This is a genomic window from Pseudomonas mediterranea CFBP 5447 (genome assembly GCF_000774145.1).
GTDB classification, from domain to species: domain Bacteria; phylum Pseudomonadota; class Gammaproteobacteria; order Pseudomonadales; family Pseudomonadaceae; genus Aquipseudomonas; species Aquipseudomonas mediterranea.
Map to the genome: position 1 here is coordinate 410,837 of NZ_KN322985.1, position 16,137 is coordinate 426,973.

General features: G+C 61.7%; 18 protein-coding genes. 6 read left to right on the forward strand and 12 right to left on the reverse strand.

The genetic code is table 11. The features are described from left to right. Positions 1 to 31 precede the first annotated feature (31 nt). From N005_RS14055 to N005_RS14070, 4 genes are all read right to left on the reverse strand, one after another. Positions 32 to 1,318 carry an MFS transporter gene (locus N005_RS14055; protein ID WP_047701737.1) on the reverse strand — a complete coding sequence of 429 codons (1,287 nt, stop codon included), beginning with the start codon at positions 1,316 to 1,318 and terminating at the stop codon, positions 32 to 34. Between the two features lie 316 nt (positions 1,319 to 1,634). Then, positions 1,635 to 2,177 (reverse strand): DUF2937 family protein, encoded by a 543-nt coding sequence (locus tag N005_RS14060; protein WP_047701738.1) that lies wholly within the window; start codon positions 2,175 to 2,177, stop codon positions 1,635 to 1,637. Between the two features lie 12 nt (positions 2,178 to 2,189). Then, complete coding sequence (locus tag N005_RS14065; protein WP_047701739.1) at positions 2,190 to 2,966, reverse strand: class II glutamine amidotransferase; 777 nt, start codon at positions 2,964 to 2,966, stop codon at positions 2,190 to 2,192. A 32-nt stretch (positions 2,967 to 2,998) separates the two neighbouring features. Further along, positions 2,999 to 3,499, reverse strand: coding sequence for a hypothetical protein (locus tag N005_RS14070; protein WP_047701740.1), 501 nt, complete (start codon positions 3,497 to 3,499; stop codon positions 2,999 to 3,001). A 90-nt stretch (positions 3,500 to 3,589) separates the two neighbouring features. Between N005_RS14070 and N005_RS14075 the strand changes: the two genes are divergently transcribed. Together N005_RS14075 and N005_RS14080 are read left to right on the forward strand one after the other, a co-directional pair. After that, entirely contained in the window at positions 3,590 to 5,644 is a 2,055-nt protein-coding gene (locus N005_RS14075) for a S9 family peptidase (RefSeq protein ID WP_047701741.1), read from the forward strand. Positions 5,645 to 5,850: 206 nt separating this feature from the next. Beyond that, on the forward strand, positions 5,851 to 6,324 hold the full coding sequence (locus tag N005_RS14080; protein WP_047701742.1) for a cyclic nucleotide-binding domain-containing protein: 474 nt from the start codon (positions 5,851 to 5,853) through the stop codon (positions 6,322 to 6,324). A gap of 140 nt (positions 6,325 to 6,464) precedes the next feature. Here N005_RS14080 and N005_RS14085 read toward each other — a convergent pair whose 3' ends face one another. After that, on the reverse strand, positions 6,465 to 6,752 hold the full coding sequence (locus N005_RS14085) for a hypothetical protein (protein WP_047702225.1): 288 nt from the start codon (positions 6,750 to 6,752) through the stop codon (positions 6,465 to 6,467). Positions 6,753 to 6,821: 69 nt separating this feature from the next. Between N005_RS14085 and N005_RS14090 the strand changes: the two genes are divergently transcribed. The 4 genes from N005_RS14090 to N005_RS14105 all read left to right on the forward strand — a co-directional run bounded on the left by N005_RS14090 (position 6,822) and on the right by N005_RS14105 (position 9,014). Then, positions 6,822 to 7,508 (forward strand): spermidine synthase, encoded by a 687-nt coding sequence (locus N005_RS14090; protein WP_047701743.1) that lies wholly within the window; start codon positions 6,822 to 6,824, stop codon positions 7,506 to 7,508. A 48-nt stretch (positions 7,509 to 7,556) separates the two neighbouring features. After that, entirely contained in the window at positions 7,557 to 7,931 is a 375-nt protein-coding gene (locus N005_RS14095; RefSeq protein WP_003184246.1) for a YajD family HNH nuclease, read from the forward strand. 157 nt (positions 7,932 to 8,088) lie between these two features. Next, positions 8,089 to 8,559 (forward strand): RNA methyltransferase, encoded by a 471-nt coding sequence (locus N005_RS14100; protein ID WP_047701744.1) that lies wholly within the window; start codon positions 8,089 to 8,091, stop codon positions 8,557 to 8,559. Positions 8,560 to 8,636: 77 nt separating this feature from the next. Next, positions 8,637 to 9,014, forward strand: a complete 378-nt coding sequence (locus N005_RS14105) for a YgaP family membrane protein (RefSeq protein ID WP_047701745.1) — start codon at positions 8,637 to 8,639, stop codon at positions 9,012 to 9,014. Positions 9,015 to 9,115: 101 nt separating this feature from the next. Here the strand turns inward: N005_RS14105 and N005_RS14110 are convergent, their stop codons facing one another. From N005_RS14110 to N005_RS14140, 7 genes are all read right to left on the reverse strand, one after another. Further along, entirely contained in the window at positions 9,116 to 10,348 is a 1,233-nt protein-coding gene (locus tag N005_RS14110) for a hypothetical protein (protein ID WP_047701746.1), read from the reverse strand. A gap of 32 nt (positions 10,349 to 10,380) precedes the next feature. Beyond that, positions 10,381 to 10,830 (reverse strand): YcgN family cysteine cluster protein, encoded by a 450-nt coding sequence (locus N005_RS14115; RefSeq protein WP_024780408.1) that lies wholly within the window; start codon positions 10,828 to 10,830, stop codon positions 10,381 to 10,383. 205 nt (positions 10,831 to 11,035) lie between these two features. After that, the gene (locus N005_RS14120) at positions 11,036 to 11,968 is read right to left on the reverse strand and encodes a D-2-hydroxyacid dehydrogenase (protein ID WP_047701747.1); all 933 of its coding nucleotides are present in this window, start codon (positions 11,966 to 11,968) and stop codon (positions 11,036 to 11,038) included. Positions 11,969 to 12,091: 123 nt separating this feature from the next. Next, positions 12,092 to 12,385, reverse strand: coding sequence for a YcgL domain-containing protein (locus N005_RS14125; protein WP_047701748.1), 294 nt, complete (start codon positions 12,383 to 12,385; stop codon positions 12,092 to 12,094). Next, on the reverse strand, positions 12,382 to 13,515 hold the full coding sequence (rnd, locus tag N005_RS14130; RefSeq protein ID WP_047701749.1) for a ribonuclease D: 1,134 nt from the start codon (positions 13,513 to 13,515) through the stop codon (positions 12,382 to 12,384). Before rnd ends, N005_RS14125 begins: the two co-directional genes overlap by 4 nt. Before the next feature lie 121 nt (positions 13,516 to 13,636). After that, positions 13,637 to 14,278 carry a class I SAM-dependent methyltransferase gene (locus N005_RS14135; protein WP_047701750.1) on the reverse strand — a complete coding sequence of 214 codons (642 nt, stop codon included), beginning with the start codon at positions 14,276 to 14,278 and terminating at the stop codon, positions 13,637 to 13,639. A gap of 69 nt (positions 14,279 to 14,347) precedes the next feature. Next, positions 14,348 to 15,997, reverse strand: coding sequence for a phosphoethanolamine transferase (locus tag N005_RS14140; RefSeq protein WP_047701751.1), 1,650 nt, complete (start codon positions 15,995 to 15,997; stop codon positions 14,348 to 14,350). Between the last annotated feature and the right edge of the window lie 140 nt (positions 15,998 to 16,137).

Here is a 16,137-nt window from a genome sequence, read left to right on the forward strand (position 1 = left end):
GCCATGGGGCATGTGCCCCACAGGTTATCAGTTACTCGGCATCCAATTGTTTGCCTTGGGTTTCCGGCAGGCTGAGGGCCGCCAGGATCACCACACCGTAGGACACGGCCGCGAACGCACCGATGCCGACACTCAACGGTACCTTCTGGCTCAGCAGGCCGATCAGCAGCGGAAACAGCGCCGCCAGTGCCCGACCGATGTTGTAGCAGAAACCCTGACCCGAACCGCGGATGCGGGTCGGAAACAGTTCGGTAAGGAACGAGCCCATGCCGCTGAACATCCCCGACGCGAAGAAGCCCAGGGGGAAGCCCAGCCAGAGCATCACGTTATTGCTCACCGGCATCTGGGTGTACAGCAACACGATGACGAACGAACCGATGGCGAACAGGACAAAGTTCTTCTTGCGGCCCAGGATGTCGGTCAAGTAGGCGCTGATGACGTAGCCCACATAGGAACCGACGATCACCATCGCCAGGTAGCCACCGGTACCCAGCACGCTCAAGCCGCGCTCATTCTTGAGGAAAGTCGGCAACCACGAGGTGATGGCGTAGTAGCCACCCAGCGCACCGGTGGTCAGCAACGAAGCGCGAATCGTGGTGAAGAGGATGCCGGGGGCGAAAATCTCGTAGAACTTCGCCGGATTGCTCGGTTCCTCACGGGCCTTGGTCTGGTTATAGATCTCCGGGTCCTTGACCAGTCGCCGGACGAAAATCACGAATATCGCCGGGACCAGGCCAAGCATGAACAGGGCGCGCCAGGCGTCTTCCGGCGCCAGCACCGAGAACAGCAGCGCATACAGAATCGCCGTCATGCCCCAACCCAGCGCCCAGCCCGCCTGCACCATGCCAACCGCCTTGCCGCGGTCCTTGGCACGGATCACCTCGCCCATCAGCACCGCGCCGGCGGTCCATTCGCCGCCGAAGCCGAAGCCCATCAGGGTACGGGCGATCAGCAGCTGTTCATAACTCTGGGCCAGGCCACACAGGAAGGTGAAGAAGGCGAACCACAGCACGGTCAGTTGCAAGGTACGGACCCGACCGATACGGTCCGAGAGGATACCGGCTATCCAGCCGCCAAGGGCCGAGGCGATCAAGGTGCTGGTGTGGATCAGCCCTGCTTGCCCGGTGGTGATGCCCCACATCGCGATCAGGGTCGGTACCACGAAACTGAGCATCTGCGTGTCCATGCCGTCCAGGGCATAACCGATCTTGCAGCTCCAGAAGGTGCGGCGTTCCTGCTGATTGATGTTGCGGTACCAGCCGAACGGACCGGAACGGGCCTGGGGTTGGCGGACGCCGAGTGTGTCAGGGGCACTCATGGTGGTTCTCCACGGTTTTATTGTTATAAGCCTCGACGCTGCGAACGTAGAGACCGGTTGCGCCGATTCTTGAGCCCACGGCGCCGCGCGTCCAACGAATAAAATCGCGGACGGGTCATAAGAAAAAGTTGATTGGGTGGGAAACGGGGGCTTGGCTACTCACCATTGTGGCGAGGGGATTCATCCCCGCTGGGCTGCGAAGCAGCCCCAAAAAACATCAGCCCCAGTGGTGTGTCAGACAGATCCAATGGGGCTGCTTCGCAGCCCAGCGGGGATAAATCCCCTCGCCACAAAAAAAGCTGTTTTGATCTCGGTGTTACAGCCCGCGCAAATCCCGCTCTTCAATCGGCCGGCTCTGGCGCAGGCGCTTGCCGCCCAGCACCACCCAGTCGATCAGGCGGAACAGGCATTCCAGGCCGAACGACAGCAGCATGGCGCCGCCGATGCCCCAGATCATCGCTTCGGGGGTCAGCAGGATCTGGTAGCTGTAGCCGTTCCAGGTTTCCTTGCGGATGTCCGGATCGGCGGCCAGCGCCACTTGCAGCAAGCGGATATACCACGGGCCTTGCATCGCCTGGTATTGCTTGTCCAACGCTTGCTGGCGCACCAGCAGGGTGTTCAGGCTGTCGGCATCGCTGCGAAAGATCGGGTCCTCGCTGGCACGGTAATGAGCCACCAGGGCCTGTATGTCACCCTTGAAAAACTGGTTGGCGGTGCCCTGGAACCCTTGCAGGCTGTTCTGGGCCTCGATCAGGTGCGCTTCGACCCGCTTGGCGTAATCGCTGATGAAACCCGGCACCTGGACGCCGACCAGCAGGCCCACTGCAAACAACACCAACCGTAGATAACTGAGCAGCATAACGTGACGTCCTTATTCGGTGCGGCCATGGCTGACGCATTCGCCGCGTCGCCACAGGCTCCATTGGCCCGGTTCGTAGCGGGTCCAGGTTTCGTTTTCGGTCAAGGGTTCGGTGGCGATCACCGTGACCACGTCGTTGGGCGTGGTTTCGGCCTGGAAATCCACGATCACATCCACATCCTTGAGCCGCGCCGGGCCAAACGGCGCGCGACGGGTGATCTGGGCCAGTTTGGTCGAGCAATAGCAGAACAGCCAGTCGCCATCGCTGAGCAGGCAATTGAACACACCCTTGCTGCGGTACTCGGAACAGGCCTGGATCAGCGACGGCAGCAATAACTCCACCTCCACCGGTTCCGGAAAAGCCTGGCGCACACGGTTGAGCAGGTCGCAGAACGCCGCTTCGCTGTCGGTATCGCCCACCGGGCGGTAGAAACTTACCGCCGGCTGGAAACCCGCGAGCTGGCCGTTATGGGCAAAACACCAGTTGCGCCCCCACAGCTCGCGCACGAACGGGTGGGTGTTGGAGAGGCAGACCTTGCCGACATTGGCCTGGCGGATATGCCCGATCACCACTTCGCTCTTGATCGGATAGCGCTGCACCAGGTTCGCCACTTCCGACTCGCTGCTGGCTGCCGGGTCCTGGAACAGGCGCAGGCCACGGCCTTCATAGAACGCGATACCCCAACCGTCCCGGTGCGGCCCGGTCTTGCCGCCGCGCTGCATCAGCCCGGTGAAGCTGAACACGATGTCGGTCGGCACATTGGCACTCATGCCCAGTAACTCACACATGCTCGGACTCTCGCTTGAAGGGGCAGGCCGGGTTACAGACGCGGCTCGATACGCGAACGCTGGGGATTGCTCGGCACCGGCGGGCGACCGTAACGGTCATCGCCGGCCACGCCGAACGGCGGCTCGTCATCCTCCGCATCAGCCGCGGCGGCAGCCGCTTTTGCGGCGGCGGCCCGTTCCTTGCGGGCGTTGGAAGCACGCTCGATGGGGAAGCGGATCAATGCAAAGATCAAATAGACGCCGAAGGCGATCATGCCGTACATGAGCAGATCGGATGCCGCGCGCCAGACGTTGTTGCCCACCTTGAACAGAATATCCAGGGCAACAATGGCCAGGGCCGGGGCGAATTTGTCCTTCACCGGGTCGACAATGGTGGGGCAGAACAGCAACACCGCCATCAGCAACCGCAGCGGCTCGCGCAACCAGCGCCACATCCAGCGGGTGATGCGCATCCATACCAGCAGGCAGCCCAGTGCGGCGAAGGCGTAGAGGCCCCAGGCGATCAGATAGTCGTTCTCGGTCATGGTGTCCATGGCAAGGCAGGCAAATAGGCGCTTATAGTAACGGCTTTTCGCCCGTCAGGCTGCCCAGACGTGCGCCATGAATATGTTCGAGAGCCTTTCATGTCCCTATCCGCCCATGTTTCCAACGCCCCGGTAGCCCGCAAGGACCCCGGTGTCGACCCGTATGCCTGGCTGCAGGAACGCGACACCGACGCCGTGCTCGACTACCTCAAGGCCGAAAATCGCTTCCAGGAAGAACAACTCGCCGACCAGGCCGAACTGCGCGAAACCCTGTTCCAGGAAATCAAGGGGCGGATCCTCGAGACCGATCTGTCCCTGCCCTCGCCCTGGGGTCCCTACCTGTACTACACCCGCACCACGGCCGGTGACGAATACCCGCGCCACTATCGCTGCCCGCGCCCGGCGGACGACAGCCTGACCGTGGACGAACACCACGAGCAATTGCTGCTGGACCCGAACGAGCTGGCCGGTGGCGGTTTCTTTTCCCTCGGTGCGTTCAGCATCAGCCCCGACCACCAGCGCCTGGCCTACAGCCTGGACACCACAGGCGACGAGATCTACACGCTGTTCGTGAAGGAGCTGTCCAACGACAAGGTCAGCGAACTGTCCTTCGAAAACTGCGACGGCAGCATGACGTGGGCCAACGACAGCCTGACACTGTTTTTCGGCGAACTGGACGAAACCCACCGTCCCCACAAGCTTTGGCGCTATCGCCTTGATGGCACCGCCGCCGAAGAAGTGTTTCATGAGCCGGACGGACGTTTCTTCCTGCATTGCTACCGTTCCAGCTCCGAGCGGCAGTTGATCCTGTCCCTGGGCAGCAAGACCACCAGCGAAGTCTGGGTACTGGATGCCGCCCAACCCCAGCAGCCCTTCACTTGCCTGGCACCCCGGGTGGAGCATCATGAATACGACGTCGACCACGGCCTGCTCGACGGCCAATGGACCTGGCTGATCCGCACCAACCGCGACGGCATCAATTTCGCGCTGTACCAGGCCCCCGACGCGGGCGTGGCGCCGACCGAGGCCGACTGGCAGAACCTGATTCCCCACAGCGACACGGTCATGATCGACGGCCTGAGCCTGAACGCCGGCGCCATGACGTTGAGCCTCCGTGAGGGTGGCCTGCCGATCATCGAGGTGCATCCACAGGATCTGCCGGCCTATCGCGTGCAATTGCCGGATGCAGCCTACAGCCTGCATGTGCAGAACAGCCTGGAGTTCGCCAGCGAGCGCATCCGCCTGCGCTATGAAGCCCTGAATCGCCCGGCGCAGATCCGCCAGTTGGACCTTGCCAGTGGCGCACAGGTGGTCCTCAAGCAAACCCCTGTGTTGGGTCCGTTCGACGCCGATGCCTATGTCAGCCAGCGTCTGTGGGCGACGGCACCGGACGGCACCCAGGTGCCCATCAGCCTGGTGGTCAAGCGCGAAGCCCTCGGCCAACCGGTACCGCTGTATCTGTACGGCTACGGTGCCTATGGCTCAAGCCTCGATCCATGGTTTTCCCATGCCCGGCTGAGCCTGCTCGACCGGGGCGTCGCCTTTGCCATCGCCCATGTGCGCGGCGGCGGCGAACTCGGGGAGGCCTGGTACCGCGCCGGCAAGCAGGAACACAAGCACAACACCTTCAGCGACTTCATCGCGTGCGCCGAGCATCTGATCGCCAATGGCTTTACCACTGCCGAACAATTGGCAATCAGCGGCGGCAGCGCCGGTGGCCTACTGATCGGCGCGGTCCTCAATCAACGCCCGGAGCTGTTCAAGGTCGCGATTGCCGAAGTGCCGTTCGTCGATGTGCTCAACACCATGCTCGACCCGGAGCTGCCACTGACCGTCACCGAATACGACGAATGGGGCAATCCGGAGGAGCCGGACGTCTATGATCGGATCAGGGCCTATGCGCCTTACGAAAACGTCCGCGCCCAGGCGTACCCGGCGTTGTTGGTCATCGCCGGCTATAACGACAGCCGCGTGCAGTATTGGGAAGCGGCCAAGTGGGTGGCGAAACTGCGTGCGACCAAGACCGATGACAACCCGTTGCTGCTCAAGACCGAATTGGGTGCCGGCCATGGTGGAATGAGCGGACGCTACCAGGGATTGCGTGACGTAGCGCTCGAATATGCATTTGTGTTGAAGATTTGGGGCAAGGCTTGAGGAACTCTGGTTGAGGACCGGGTCTTAGCTCCATGAGCAGGGCCCAGCCTTGGCACAATCAGAACTGTGGGAGCGAGCCTGCTCGCGATAGCGATCTACTGTTCGACATTGAAGTCGACTGACACTGTGCTATCGCGAGCAGGCTCGCTCCCAAAGGGCATCACTCCCATTCTTGCAAAGAACACAACAAGAAAGACCGTAAAGCCATGCCAGAACCGACCTTACTGAACAACGAAATCCGCCACTGGCTGATGGACTGCGGCCTGTTCGATCAGTTGCTGCCCGTCGACTTCGCCGCCGCGTCCGGTTACTTCAGCATCAGCGCCATCGCCCAGGGCGAAGCGATTTTCCGCGAGGGTGATGCCGGCAGCTTCATGTGCATCATCCACACCGGCCAGGTGGCCGTGCAGAAGACCGGTCCCGACGGGCAACCGGTGACCATCGCCACCCTGCGCAGCGGTCGGGCGTTCGGTGAAATGGCCGTGCTGGATGGCGAGCGGCGCTCTGCCAGTTGCATCGCCGCCAGTGATTGCCAACTGCTGAACCTGGGCAAGGATTCCCTGGAAAAAATGCTCAACGACGCCCCCAAGGTCGCCGCAAAAATCATCCGCGCCCTCGCCGTCTCCCTGTCCAAGCGCCTGCGCATGGCCGATGGGCAGTTGTTGTCGCAGCAGGTCTAGTAGCTGCACATCAACCCTGTGGGAGCGAGCCTGCTCGCGATGGCGCCGGATCAATCAATATCCATGTGACTGACCCACCGCTATCGCGAGCAGGCTCGCTCCCACAGAGGGGTCGTCATTCATTCACATAGGCCATGGGGTCAGCCCCCCGGCGACTTGGCCTTGGGCGGTTTCACCTCCATCCCCGGCAGCGGTTGATCCTGCGGCGGCCTGGGTATCTCGATCGGTGGCAGCAAGGGGGGCCCGCCGTTTTCGGGACCGGCCTTGGGCACACTGCTGGGCGCGACCGGTGGGTACGGCATCGGTGTGGCGGTACCAGGCGAACCTGGCACACTGGGCGGGGTTACCGGAATCGTCGGCTGCTGGGCCTGTGCATAACTTAATGGAAGCGCGGCCAGGGCAATGGCCGTTAGAATGACGCACTTCATCACTGGCTCCGTGGCTACTGTCATCTTCAGGCTAGACCCTAGCGGCCCGCACTTCCTCATGAGATTTCCATGAAACGTTTCGTTCTGCTCGACACCACTCCCATCCCCGACAATGGCGGTGCCCTGTGCCTGTTCGAGTACGGCGAAGACTTCGTCATCAAGATCCAGGGCGGTGACGGTGGGCAGTTGATGAACACCCGCATGCACGGCTCCGAAGATGCCCTGGCGGAGATTCCCTGCCGCAAGGTAGCGGGACGTCCGGATTCACGGGTGCTGATCGGCGGCCTCGGCATGGGATTCACCCTCGCCTCGGCCCTCAAGCACCTGGGCAAGAATGCCGAAGTGGTGGTGGCCGAGTTGGTGCCCGGCGTGGTGGAGTGGAACCGTGGCCCCCTCGGCGAAAAGGCCGGGCGGCCGCTTGAGGACCCGCGCACGGTGATCCGCCTGGAGGATGTCGCCAAGGTGCTGCAAACCGAGCCCCAGGGTTTCGACGCGATCATGCTCGATGTCGACAATGGTCCCGAAGGCCTGACCCAGAAGGCCAACAGTTGGCTGTATTCGGCCGGTGGCCTGGCCGCCTGTGCCAAGGCCCTGCGGCCCAAGGGGGTGCTGGCGGTCTGGTCGGCCAGCGCCGACCGGCAGTTTTCCGACAAACTGAAGAAGGCCGGTTTCAAGGCCGAAGAGGTGCAGGTGTTCGCCCATGGCAACAAAGGCACCCGCCACACCATCTGGATTGCCGAGAAGCTCAAGGGCTGAGCTAAACTTCGTTCAACCGTCATCAGTCTTATCTACAAAGGTGAACCCATGAGTTCGTCAACGCCTCCTTCCAATACCGCGAAGCTGGATCGCATCCTCGCCGACGCCCAGCGCGACCGGGAAATGGGTTACCGCGACAAAGCCCTGAAAATGTACCCCCACGTCTGTGGCCGCTGCGCCCGTGAATTCTCCGGCAAGCGCCTGAGCGAACTGACCGTTCACCACCGCGATCACAACCACGACAACAACCCGCAGGACGGTTCCAACTGGGAACTGCTGTGCCTGTACTGTCACGACAACGAACACTCGCGCTACACCGACCAACAGTACTTCGGCGACGGCTCCCTGAGCACCCCGAAAATCGCCAAGGCGACTCACAACCCGTTTGCCGCGCTGGCAGGGTTGATGAAGAAAGACGAGTAACCGGTAGGGCACTGAGCGCCTGTCAGGCCCTCATCGCGAGCAGGGCGAGCATGCTCGCTGCTCGCGATGGCGATGCTACCTTCACCGCCAATCTTGAAACTGACCACCCTCCCCCATTCCCCGTATAATCGCGCCTTTTCCCAAAGGCACCCCGCCCGTGGCCAACAAACGCTACAGCTGCATCGGTCTGTTCAACCCCAAATCACCGGAAAACGTCGGTTCGGTCATGCGCGCCGCCGGTTGCTACGGCGTGGCGTCGGTGTTCTACACCGGCAAGCGCTATGAACGGGCCGCCGACTTCGTCACCGACACCAAGAAAGTCCACTACGACATTCCGTTGATCGGCATCGACGACCTGAAGAAAATCCTGCCCCTGGGCTGTATACCGGTGGCCGTGGAGCTGGTGGAAGGTGCCCGCCCCCTGCCCGAATACACCCACCCGGACCGGGCGCTGTACATCTTCGGCCCTGAAGACGGCTCGCTGGACAAGGACATCCGGGATTGGTGCGAAGACGTGGTGTACATCCCCACCACCGGCTGCATGAACCTGGCCGCCACGGTCAACGTCGTGCTGTACGACCGCATGGCCAAAGGCAACAACACCCGCTCGGGGCCGCAATTCCGCTGACCGGTGGGAAATTCCATTGAACGACGGATTCGCTCCGGCAGTCAGTTTTATACCAATCCCCACACTGGAGACAGACCATGAGCGATAACAATCCGTTCGAGCCGATCGAGAGCACCCCGTTCCAATCCCGCCCTGCGCAAAACGTGCACGGCTGGGAACGCGCGGGCTCCCTGGCTGGCGGCGTGCTGATGATGGGCAAGGGCTTGCGGCGTGGCGGCATCATTGGTCTGGCTCAACTGGCCATCGGTGGCATGGCCCTGGCGCGGGGCATTACCGGGCACTGCTCGGCCAAGACGCTGCTGGAGAAGAGCCGCCAGAACCTGAGCAGCGCCCGTGCCCGTATCGAGCAGGCCGGCGATGAGCTGGTCCGCATGAAGGCCAACGCCGAGGCGGCGACCGGTACGGCTACGGTGACGGGGAATGATTCGTTGGATTCACCGAAGGCCGGGCTTTGAGCTGGAAAATGCGCCGGGGCTGATGGCCCCATCGCGAGCAGGCTCGCTCCCACATTGGGATGCGGTTCCTTGTGGGAGCGAGCCTGCTCGCGATGGCGACTCTACTGAAGCAACCGGCTATCCAACACCGTAGAAGCCCCACCCAGGATGCTCTCGCTGAGCTGCACGAACTCCCGGGTGTCGACCGTTTCCAGGCGCATCGCCGCCTGCAGCACATCGTCGAGCGAGCGCTTGTTACGGGTTTTCAAACGAATCTCCCGATCCAGTTCCTGCAGCAATAGCACTGCCTTGGCCACCATCGCGGGGCTGACCTGTTCGCCGCGCAGGGTCGTCACGCCCTGGCTGTCGCGCACAAGGCGCTCGTTCAGGGTCTGGTAACGCTCATCGCTCATGCCGCCGGCGCGGCGCAGCAGTTCGATGGCGTAGTACTCGGCCAGGCCTTCACTGATCCAGTCACTGCGCTCACTGTCGTGGATACGGGCGAGGGTCTGCACCAGTTCCCGCAGCAACGGGCTGGAGCCCCGCTCGCTGACCAGCGGCGGACGGCTGTGCAGGTAAATCGACTCACGGCCGGCCTGGGCACCGCGCCACATCGGGTCCTGGGCACCGACAATCAGCAATTTGCTGGGGTGGCGCGGTATCAGCGCCTGCACCTGCGGCCAGACAAAGGTCAGCAGTGTCAGTACGTCCATCCGGCGCATGCCCTGGCCCTGGGGCGAAGCTACGGTCACTTCGGTTTCACCCAGACGCGTGCGACGGCTGCCCAGTTTGCCGGCCAGCATCCAACCCGTGGGACGGTCGAACAGGCGCGAGGGGTTGTCGATGCGAAAACGTTGCTTGCCGATGCGTGGCCAGGACGTTTCGATGCTTTTCCAGCCGGCGGGCAATTCAACGTCCAGGCGCGCCACCAGCTCGACGCCGTCCTGCTGGTCGAGCCGGGCCGACGGCACCAGGTCATCGCCACGCAGCATGGCCCAGGCGGGTGTCATGCGGGTTTCGAAGGTGCCATTCTTGCGCCCATGGCTGATGCGCACCCGATAGCTCAGGCTGGCCTTGTCGGCGCTCGGGCGCCAGAGGCCTCGCGCGGTTTGACCGGGTGTCAGTTGCCATTGACCGTCCGCCTTGAAATCGCTGTAGCGGCTGCCGTCGCCAAGGTCGAAATCCAGACTGCGCACCGCCGAGCCTCGGGCCAGGGTCAAGCGCACTTCGGCCTGGTCACTCTGCGGCAACAGGTGCACGTGATAATCCAGATCGACTTTCTGCGCCGCCCATAGCGGACCGCACACCGCCAGCAGCCCGCCGGTCATCAGCAGCCGTTTCCATCCTGCGCCCATGGACTCTCCCCGGTGATGCAACGCCTGACGATTCAGCCGGCGCGAAAAATCAGATGATCTTCCCAATCGTCTTCCGGCACGCTGCCTTCAGCCAACATGCGCCCGGATTGGGAAATGCGTTCGTGGTGCACGGCATCGCGGTCGCCACACACCAGATGGTGCCACAGCGGCAGGTCCTTGCCCTCGCTGACCAGGCGGTAAGCGCAGGTCGGCGGCAACCACTTGAACTCATCGGCCTTGCCCGGCGTGAGCTGGATGCAATCGGGCACCGACTCGCGGCGGCGCGGGTAATCGGTGCACTGGCAGGTTTTCAGGTCCAGCAGTTTGCAGGCGATGCGGGTGTAGTAGACGCTGTTGTCGTCTTCGTCTTCGAGCTTTTGCAGGCAGCACAGGCCACAGCCGTCGCACAGCGATTCCCACTCCTGCGCGTCGAGCTGATCGAGGGTCTTGCGTATCCAGAAGGGTTCGACTTTGGCGGCCATGGCTCGGAGTAACAACATCAGGTAGTGAAAAGGCCGACAGTCTAGTGCCGGGGCTGCTTCAGGCCAAGCGTTGGCGACTGTCGGTAAGTGCCAAGCACCCTTGTGGGAGCGAGCCTGCTCGCGATAGCGATGCGACAGTCGAAATCAATGTTGACTGACACACCGCTATCGCGAGCAGGCTCGCTCCCACAGGGCTGATTGAGGGTCAATAGCCCCGGGTGAAATCCACTTCCCCGCGCAAGGCTTCGCCGGCCTGATAGGCGCGCAGGTTTTCCAGGAACAGCTGCGCCATCAGCGGCGGCGACGTCGGTGCCGAACTGTGACCGGTCAACAGCAAGCCCCAGGCCGTCCAGAACGGGTGACGCTGAGGCAGCGGTTCCTGGCGGCAAACGTCGATCACCGCACCGGCCAGGTGTCCGTCTTTCAAGGCTTGCACCAGGTCCGCGTCCACCACGGCCACGCCGCGTCCGGCATTGATGAACAATCCGGTGGGCTTGAACTGCTTGAACAGCGCCGCGTCGTAGACGTCATGGGTGTGGGGCGTATTGGGCAGCAAGTTGATGACGTAATCCACTTCGCCGACCAGACGCGGCAGGTCCTTCATCGCGCCAACCTCGACGAAAGGGGCCTGCTCCCGCGCCTCGCTGGCAATGCCATAGAGCTGCACGCCAAACGGCACGAGGAACTGTGCCACCCGTTGACCGATATCACCGGTCCCGACGATCAGCGCCTTGCGCCCCGCCAGACCCTGCCCCTGGCGGTTGTCCCACTTGCGCTCGACCTGGCTGACCAGCCGCGCCAGCACCTCGCGCTCATGGCCCAGCATGTAGGTGAGCACGTACTCAGCCATCAACTGACCGAAAATGCCTACCGCACGGGTCAGCCGGTAGTTGCGTGTCAGCCCTTCGGCCAACAGCGGCGTGATGCCCGCCCAGGTCGATTGCAGCCACTGGGGGCGATGGCCCTGGCGCAGCAGGGTAGCCAGCAGGTCGGGCTGGCCAAGCCAGACCGGGCAATCGGCGGCCAGCCGGGACAACTCGGCGGAGTCACCGCTGGTGAGCACTTCGATATCGGGTGCAGCCTGGCGCAACAGTTGGGCATATACCGCGTGGTCGTGTTCGGCAATCAGAACGCGCATGAATCAAACCTTTCAAAACAGTGCAGACGAACGCCGACAGAGTGTCGCTTCATCCATGCGGCGATCGTCAAAAAAATTCCAATGTGTTTCCAGAGGCCCCAGGACGGGCACCTCGGTACCGCGTCAGACCGGGTCGTTGCGTCGCAGCAACTCTTCGGGCAGATGCTCGATGTACTCGTCTTCGGCCGGTGGCATCTGCAGGTGATAACCCTGGGTGTCGAGGTTCTCCAGCACCTTGTTGATGTCCTCCCGGGATAACTGCCGCTCGGGGCTCAGGACCAGGTCGAAGGCATGGGTCGCTTTGCCGAAGGCCGCCATCAAGGGCTCAGGCACGCGCGTCAAGGCATCGCTCTTGAGCACATACAGGTACATCTCGTTTTTCTTCGAGCTGCGGTAAATGGAGCAAATACGTTTCAAGGCTGTTCTCCGGCAGTGGCCAGGCTGTCGAGCAGCGCCTGGCCCATCAGTTCGCGACGCCAGCCACGCAGCGAATCAGGCAATTGGTAAGGCCCCTCGGGGAAGCCGCTCTTGATCAACGCCTCGAGGGTTTTCTTGCGCAGCATCAGTTCCGGGGCAATGCCCAGACGTTCGGCTTCAGCCTGCCCCAGGGCGCGCAGGCGCTTGACCAGGGCCGCCGCCTCGATGGGCAACGGCTCGGCCACGGCCGGCGGCCATTGTTCGGGTGGCACGCTGGCGGCGCGCTTGATCAGGTCCAGCAGAAACTCGCCGTCCTGGCGCACGGTGCGCGGGTGCATGTCTTCGATTTTCGCCAATGCGCCGAGGTTATCCGGCTGAGTACGGGCCAGGGGCCACAGCGAATGCTCGCGAATGATGCGGTTACGCGGCAAGTCACGGGCCCGCGCCTCGCGCTCGCGCCAGGCGCAGAGCTCACGCAGCACCGCCAGTTGAGCGCGGGACAGTTTCCAGGCCAGCTTGGCTTCGCGGTACACCTCATCGGGGTCGACTTCGCGGCGCAGGTTGGCGACCAGCTCAGCGCCGTCCTCCAGGACCCAGGCGTACTTCTCGTCGGAAAGCTTGGGACGCAGTTGTACGAAAACCTCAGCCAGGTGCACCGCATCTTCCGCGGCATAGCTGATCTGCGTTTCGGACAGCGGCCGTTGCAACCAGTCGGAGCGGGTCTCGCCCTTGGGCAGCTCGATGCCCAGAACGTCCTGCACCAGCCGCGAGTAGCCCATGGAGAAGCCCAGGTTCAGATAGGCGGCAGCCAATTGGGTGTCGAACAGCGGCGCAGGCAGGCTGCGGGTCAGGCGCAACAGGACTTCAAGGTCTTCGCTGCAGGCATGCAGCACCTTGAGCACGGCCGGGTTTTCCAGCAATGCCGCCAGGGGCTGCCAGTTGTCGATGGTCAAGGGGTCGATCAGGTAGGCACGCTTGCCATCGCCGATCTGCAGCAAACCGGCGATAGGGTAAAAGGTGTCGACCCGCATGAATTCAGTGTCGAGGGCGACGAAGGGCAACTGCTGCCATTCGGCGCAAAACCGACCGAGGCTATCGTTGTCGCGAATCCAGTGAATATCGATGGCCACACGGCTCTCCCTTGAATAATGGCGCGCAGTATATATCGCCGTCAGCGATTGCGAGCATCCATAGAGCAAGAGCCTGAGAGAAATTGCCTGCGCAATCGCAAGAATAGTCCTACATTCGAAGCTAACTGGTCTTACGCAACACATAAACCCGGGTCAGCGCAAAACCGGGTAGGAAGTCCTGATGCCACAGCACGTTGAAACCGGCCTGGAGGAACTCGGACTCGACATCGGCCTTGTCCGCCAGGTTACGTTGCGATGGATGGCCGAGCTTGAAACGCCCGTCGATTTGCACCGACACGATGACCGTGTCGCGACTGACCCGACGAAACTCGCGTAGCAGCGCCAGGCGATGCTCACTGGCACTCACGTGACGAAACAATTGCAGGCAACAAATACAATCCACCGCGTTTTCCGAAAGCCCGATGGTAAACGCCGAACTTGGAAAGGTCTTGACCCGTTTGAGCAATGCGCCGCCGTGGTGGGTAAGCGCGTGTTCGAGCATGTCCGGCGATGGGTCCGCCGCCAGGATCACCCGGTTGGCATGTTCGGCCAACACCGGCCAGTACCGCCCTGCCCCACACGCCACGTCCAGCACCAATCCCGGCTCACCGGCCACTTTCAGGGCATTACGCACCATATGCTCATCGCGCCAGAACGCCAGGCGCAGCCGTCGAGGGGCCGGCTGGCAGCAGACTTGCGCATGCTCCTGGTCATGATGCCTGGCGAACTCAAGCTCGACGGTGGATGGGGGTAGCCCGGACATACGAACAGCTCTTGGAAAATGGACAGATGACAGGTTAAACGGCGCGAGGTGAAAAAAAGGTGTAGGCAATTACTCTCGTGCCAACACGCCATCAATCACCGCGCTGCGACAACCGGCAAACAGATCCAGGTCCCGGTTATAGACATTGCTGTTGACTTCCAGCAAGCCGAGCATCGAGTGAAACAGGTTGTCCTGGCTCAAGGGCTTTTCGCGACTCAACTGCAAGCAATGGGTGTCCACCGCAAAGGACTTTTGATAACTGTCGGAAAACCAGGCGAGCATCGCCACATGCTTCTGCTGCTCTGGAGCAAGCATGTAGGGCGTGCCATGGAGAAACAGGTTGTATTCGCCCAGGGATTCACCGTGGTCCGACAGGTAGAGCATGGCCGTATCGACCTTGTCCTGGTTGGCCCGCAGCAGATCGATCAGGGTCGAAAGAACGTGGTCGGTGTACACCAGCGTATTGTCGTAGCCGTTGACGATGCTTTCGCGACTGCAATTGTTCAACGCGTTGCTTTCGCACACCGGCGTGAAGTGTTCGTACTCCTTGGGATAACGCTTGAAGTACTCAGGCCCGTGGCTGCCCATCTGGTGCAGGACCAGCACCGTGTCCTTGTCCAGGGTGTCGATGAAATGCTGCAGCCCCTGCAGCAGGATCTCATCCCGGCATTCGCTGTTGGCGCATAGGGCCGGGTCCTTGAGATTGCTCACATCCTGCAGGGTAACCCGGTCGCAGGTGCCTTTGCAGCCGGACTGGTTGTCCCGCCAGATCACGTCCAGGCCGGCACGCTGGAGTACATCCAGCAGGCCTTCTTCATGCCTGGCCTTGCTGGCGTCGTAGTTCTTGCGGCCCATGTTGGAAAACATGCACGGCACCGACACGGCGGTTTCGGTACCGCAGGAATGCACGTCGGTGAAAGCGATCAGACCGGCCTCGTGATCCAACTTCGGCGTGGTGTCGCGGTTATAGCCGAGGATGCCGAAGTTCTCCGCGCGAGCACTCTCCCCGACCACCAGTACGGTCAGGGACTTGCGGGCGTGGGTCTGCCAGGCCGGATTGCGACTGGCATCCTCGCCCAGCTTGATAAACGGTTGCTTGGCCGAGACGACTTGCTCGCGCAGATAGCCGACCGAAGCACCAATGTAGTTGCTTGGCACGATCATCAGGCGCAATTCGTGATGGTTGCGAAACAGAGAAGACAGCCCTTGATAATTTGCCAGGGCAACTACGCCAATCAGCGCCGCCGAGGCTACACCGACCAACAGCTTACTTAACAACTCTCTGGACCAGCTACGGTACTTGATCGGAGTCTTGAACAATAACCAGGAAGGCAAGACGCCAAGTAAGCCGAGATAGGCAAATAACTTCAGCGACAACAGGTCACGGACTTCGGTGGCATTGGTTTCGGCAAAGTTGCGCAGCATGCCGACGTCGATCAATACACCGTACTGGGCCATGAAGTAAGCCACACCGGCGCTGATCAGGAACATCAGCATCAGCACGGGCTTGAGCAGCGGGCGGAACGCCACGAGGGTCAGCACCAGGTTGAAGGCACAGAAGATCATCACGCCAAAGGCCGCGCACATCAGCAGGCCTCGACCATCGGCCGCCGTGATCGTCAGCAAGTGCTGCCAGAGAATGACGTTGAAGCCAACTAATAAAAAGGCACTGGCGAGCAGCGTCACCCACTCGGGGCGCACGGCTTTAATGGTCAGCATGATGGTGGGCGTTTTCCTGAAAGTTGCTCTTTGGAGAAGAAGTGCCTGAGGAAAGTGTGAAAAATTCGTCCCCTAGGGCAACACAAACTTTAGGCAGCCCACCATCAATTTTTCGTGAAAAAGTTGCTATTAAATTATTA

Coding starts and splice junctions, on each gene's coding strand:
- N005_RS14055 (WP_047701737.1), bottom strand. CDS start 1,318: ATGAGTGCCCCTGACACACTCGGCGTCCGCCAACCCCAGGCCCGTTCC.
- N005_RS14060 (WP_047701738.1), bottom strand. CDS start 2,177: ATGCTGCTCAGTTATCTACGGTTGGTGTTGTTTGCAGTGGGCCTGCTG.
- N005_RS14065 (WP_047701739.1), bottom strand. CDS start 2,966: ATGTGTGAGTTACTGGGCATGAGTGCCAATGTGCCGACCGACATCGTG.
- N005_RS14070 (WP_047701740.1), bottom strand. CDS start 3,499: ATGGACACCATGACCGAGAACGACTATCTGATCGCCTGGGGCCTCTAC.
- N005_RS14075 (WP_047701741.1), top strand. CDS start 3,590: ATGTCCCTATCCGCCCATGTTTCCAACGCCCCGGTAGCCCGCAAGGAC.
- N005_RS14080 (WP_047701742.1), top strand. CDS start 5,851: ATGCCAGAACCGACCTTACTGAACAACGAAATCCGCCACTGGCTGATG.
- N005_RS14085 (WP_047702225.1), bottom strand. CDS start 6,752: ATGAAGTGCGTCATTCTAACGGCCATTGCCCTGGCCGCGCTTCCATTA.
- N005_RS14090 (WP_047701743.1), top strand. CDS start 6,822: ATGAAACGTTTCGTTCTGCTCGACACCACTCCCATCCCCGACAATGGC.
- N005_RS14095 (WP_003184246.1), top strand. CDS start 7,557: ATGAGTTCGTCAACGCCTCCTTCCAATACCGCGAAGCTGGATCGCATC.
- N005_RS14105 (WP_047701745.1), top strand. CDS start 8,637: ATGAGCGATAACAATCCGTTCGAGCCGATCGAGAGCACCCCGTTCCAA.
- N005_RS14110 (WP_047701746.1), bottom strand. CDS start 10,348: ATGGGCGCAGGATGGAAACGGCTGCTGATGACCGGCGGGCTGCTGGCG.
- N005_RS14115 (WP_024780408.1), bottom strand. CDS start 10,830: ATGGCCGCCAAAGTCGAACCCTTCTGGATACGCAAGACCCTCGATCAG.
- N005_RS14120 (WP_047701747.1), bottom strand. CDS start 11,968: ATGCGCGTTCTGATTGCCGAACACGACCACGCGGTATATGCCCAACTG.
- N005_RS14135 (WP_047701750.1), bottom strand. CDS start 14,278: ATGTCCGGGCTACCCCCATCCACCGTCGAGCTTGAGTTCGCCAGGCAT.
- N005_RS14140 (WP_047701751.1), bottom strand. CDS start 15,997: ATGCTGACCATTAAAGCCGTGCGCCCCGAGTGGGTGACGCTGCTCGCC.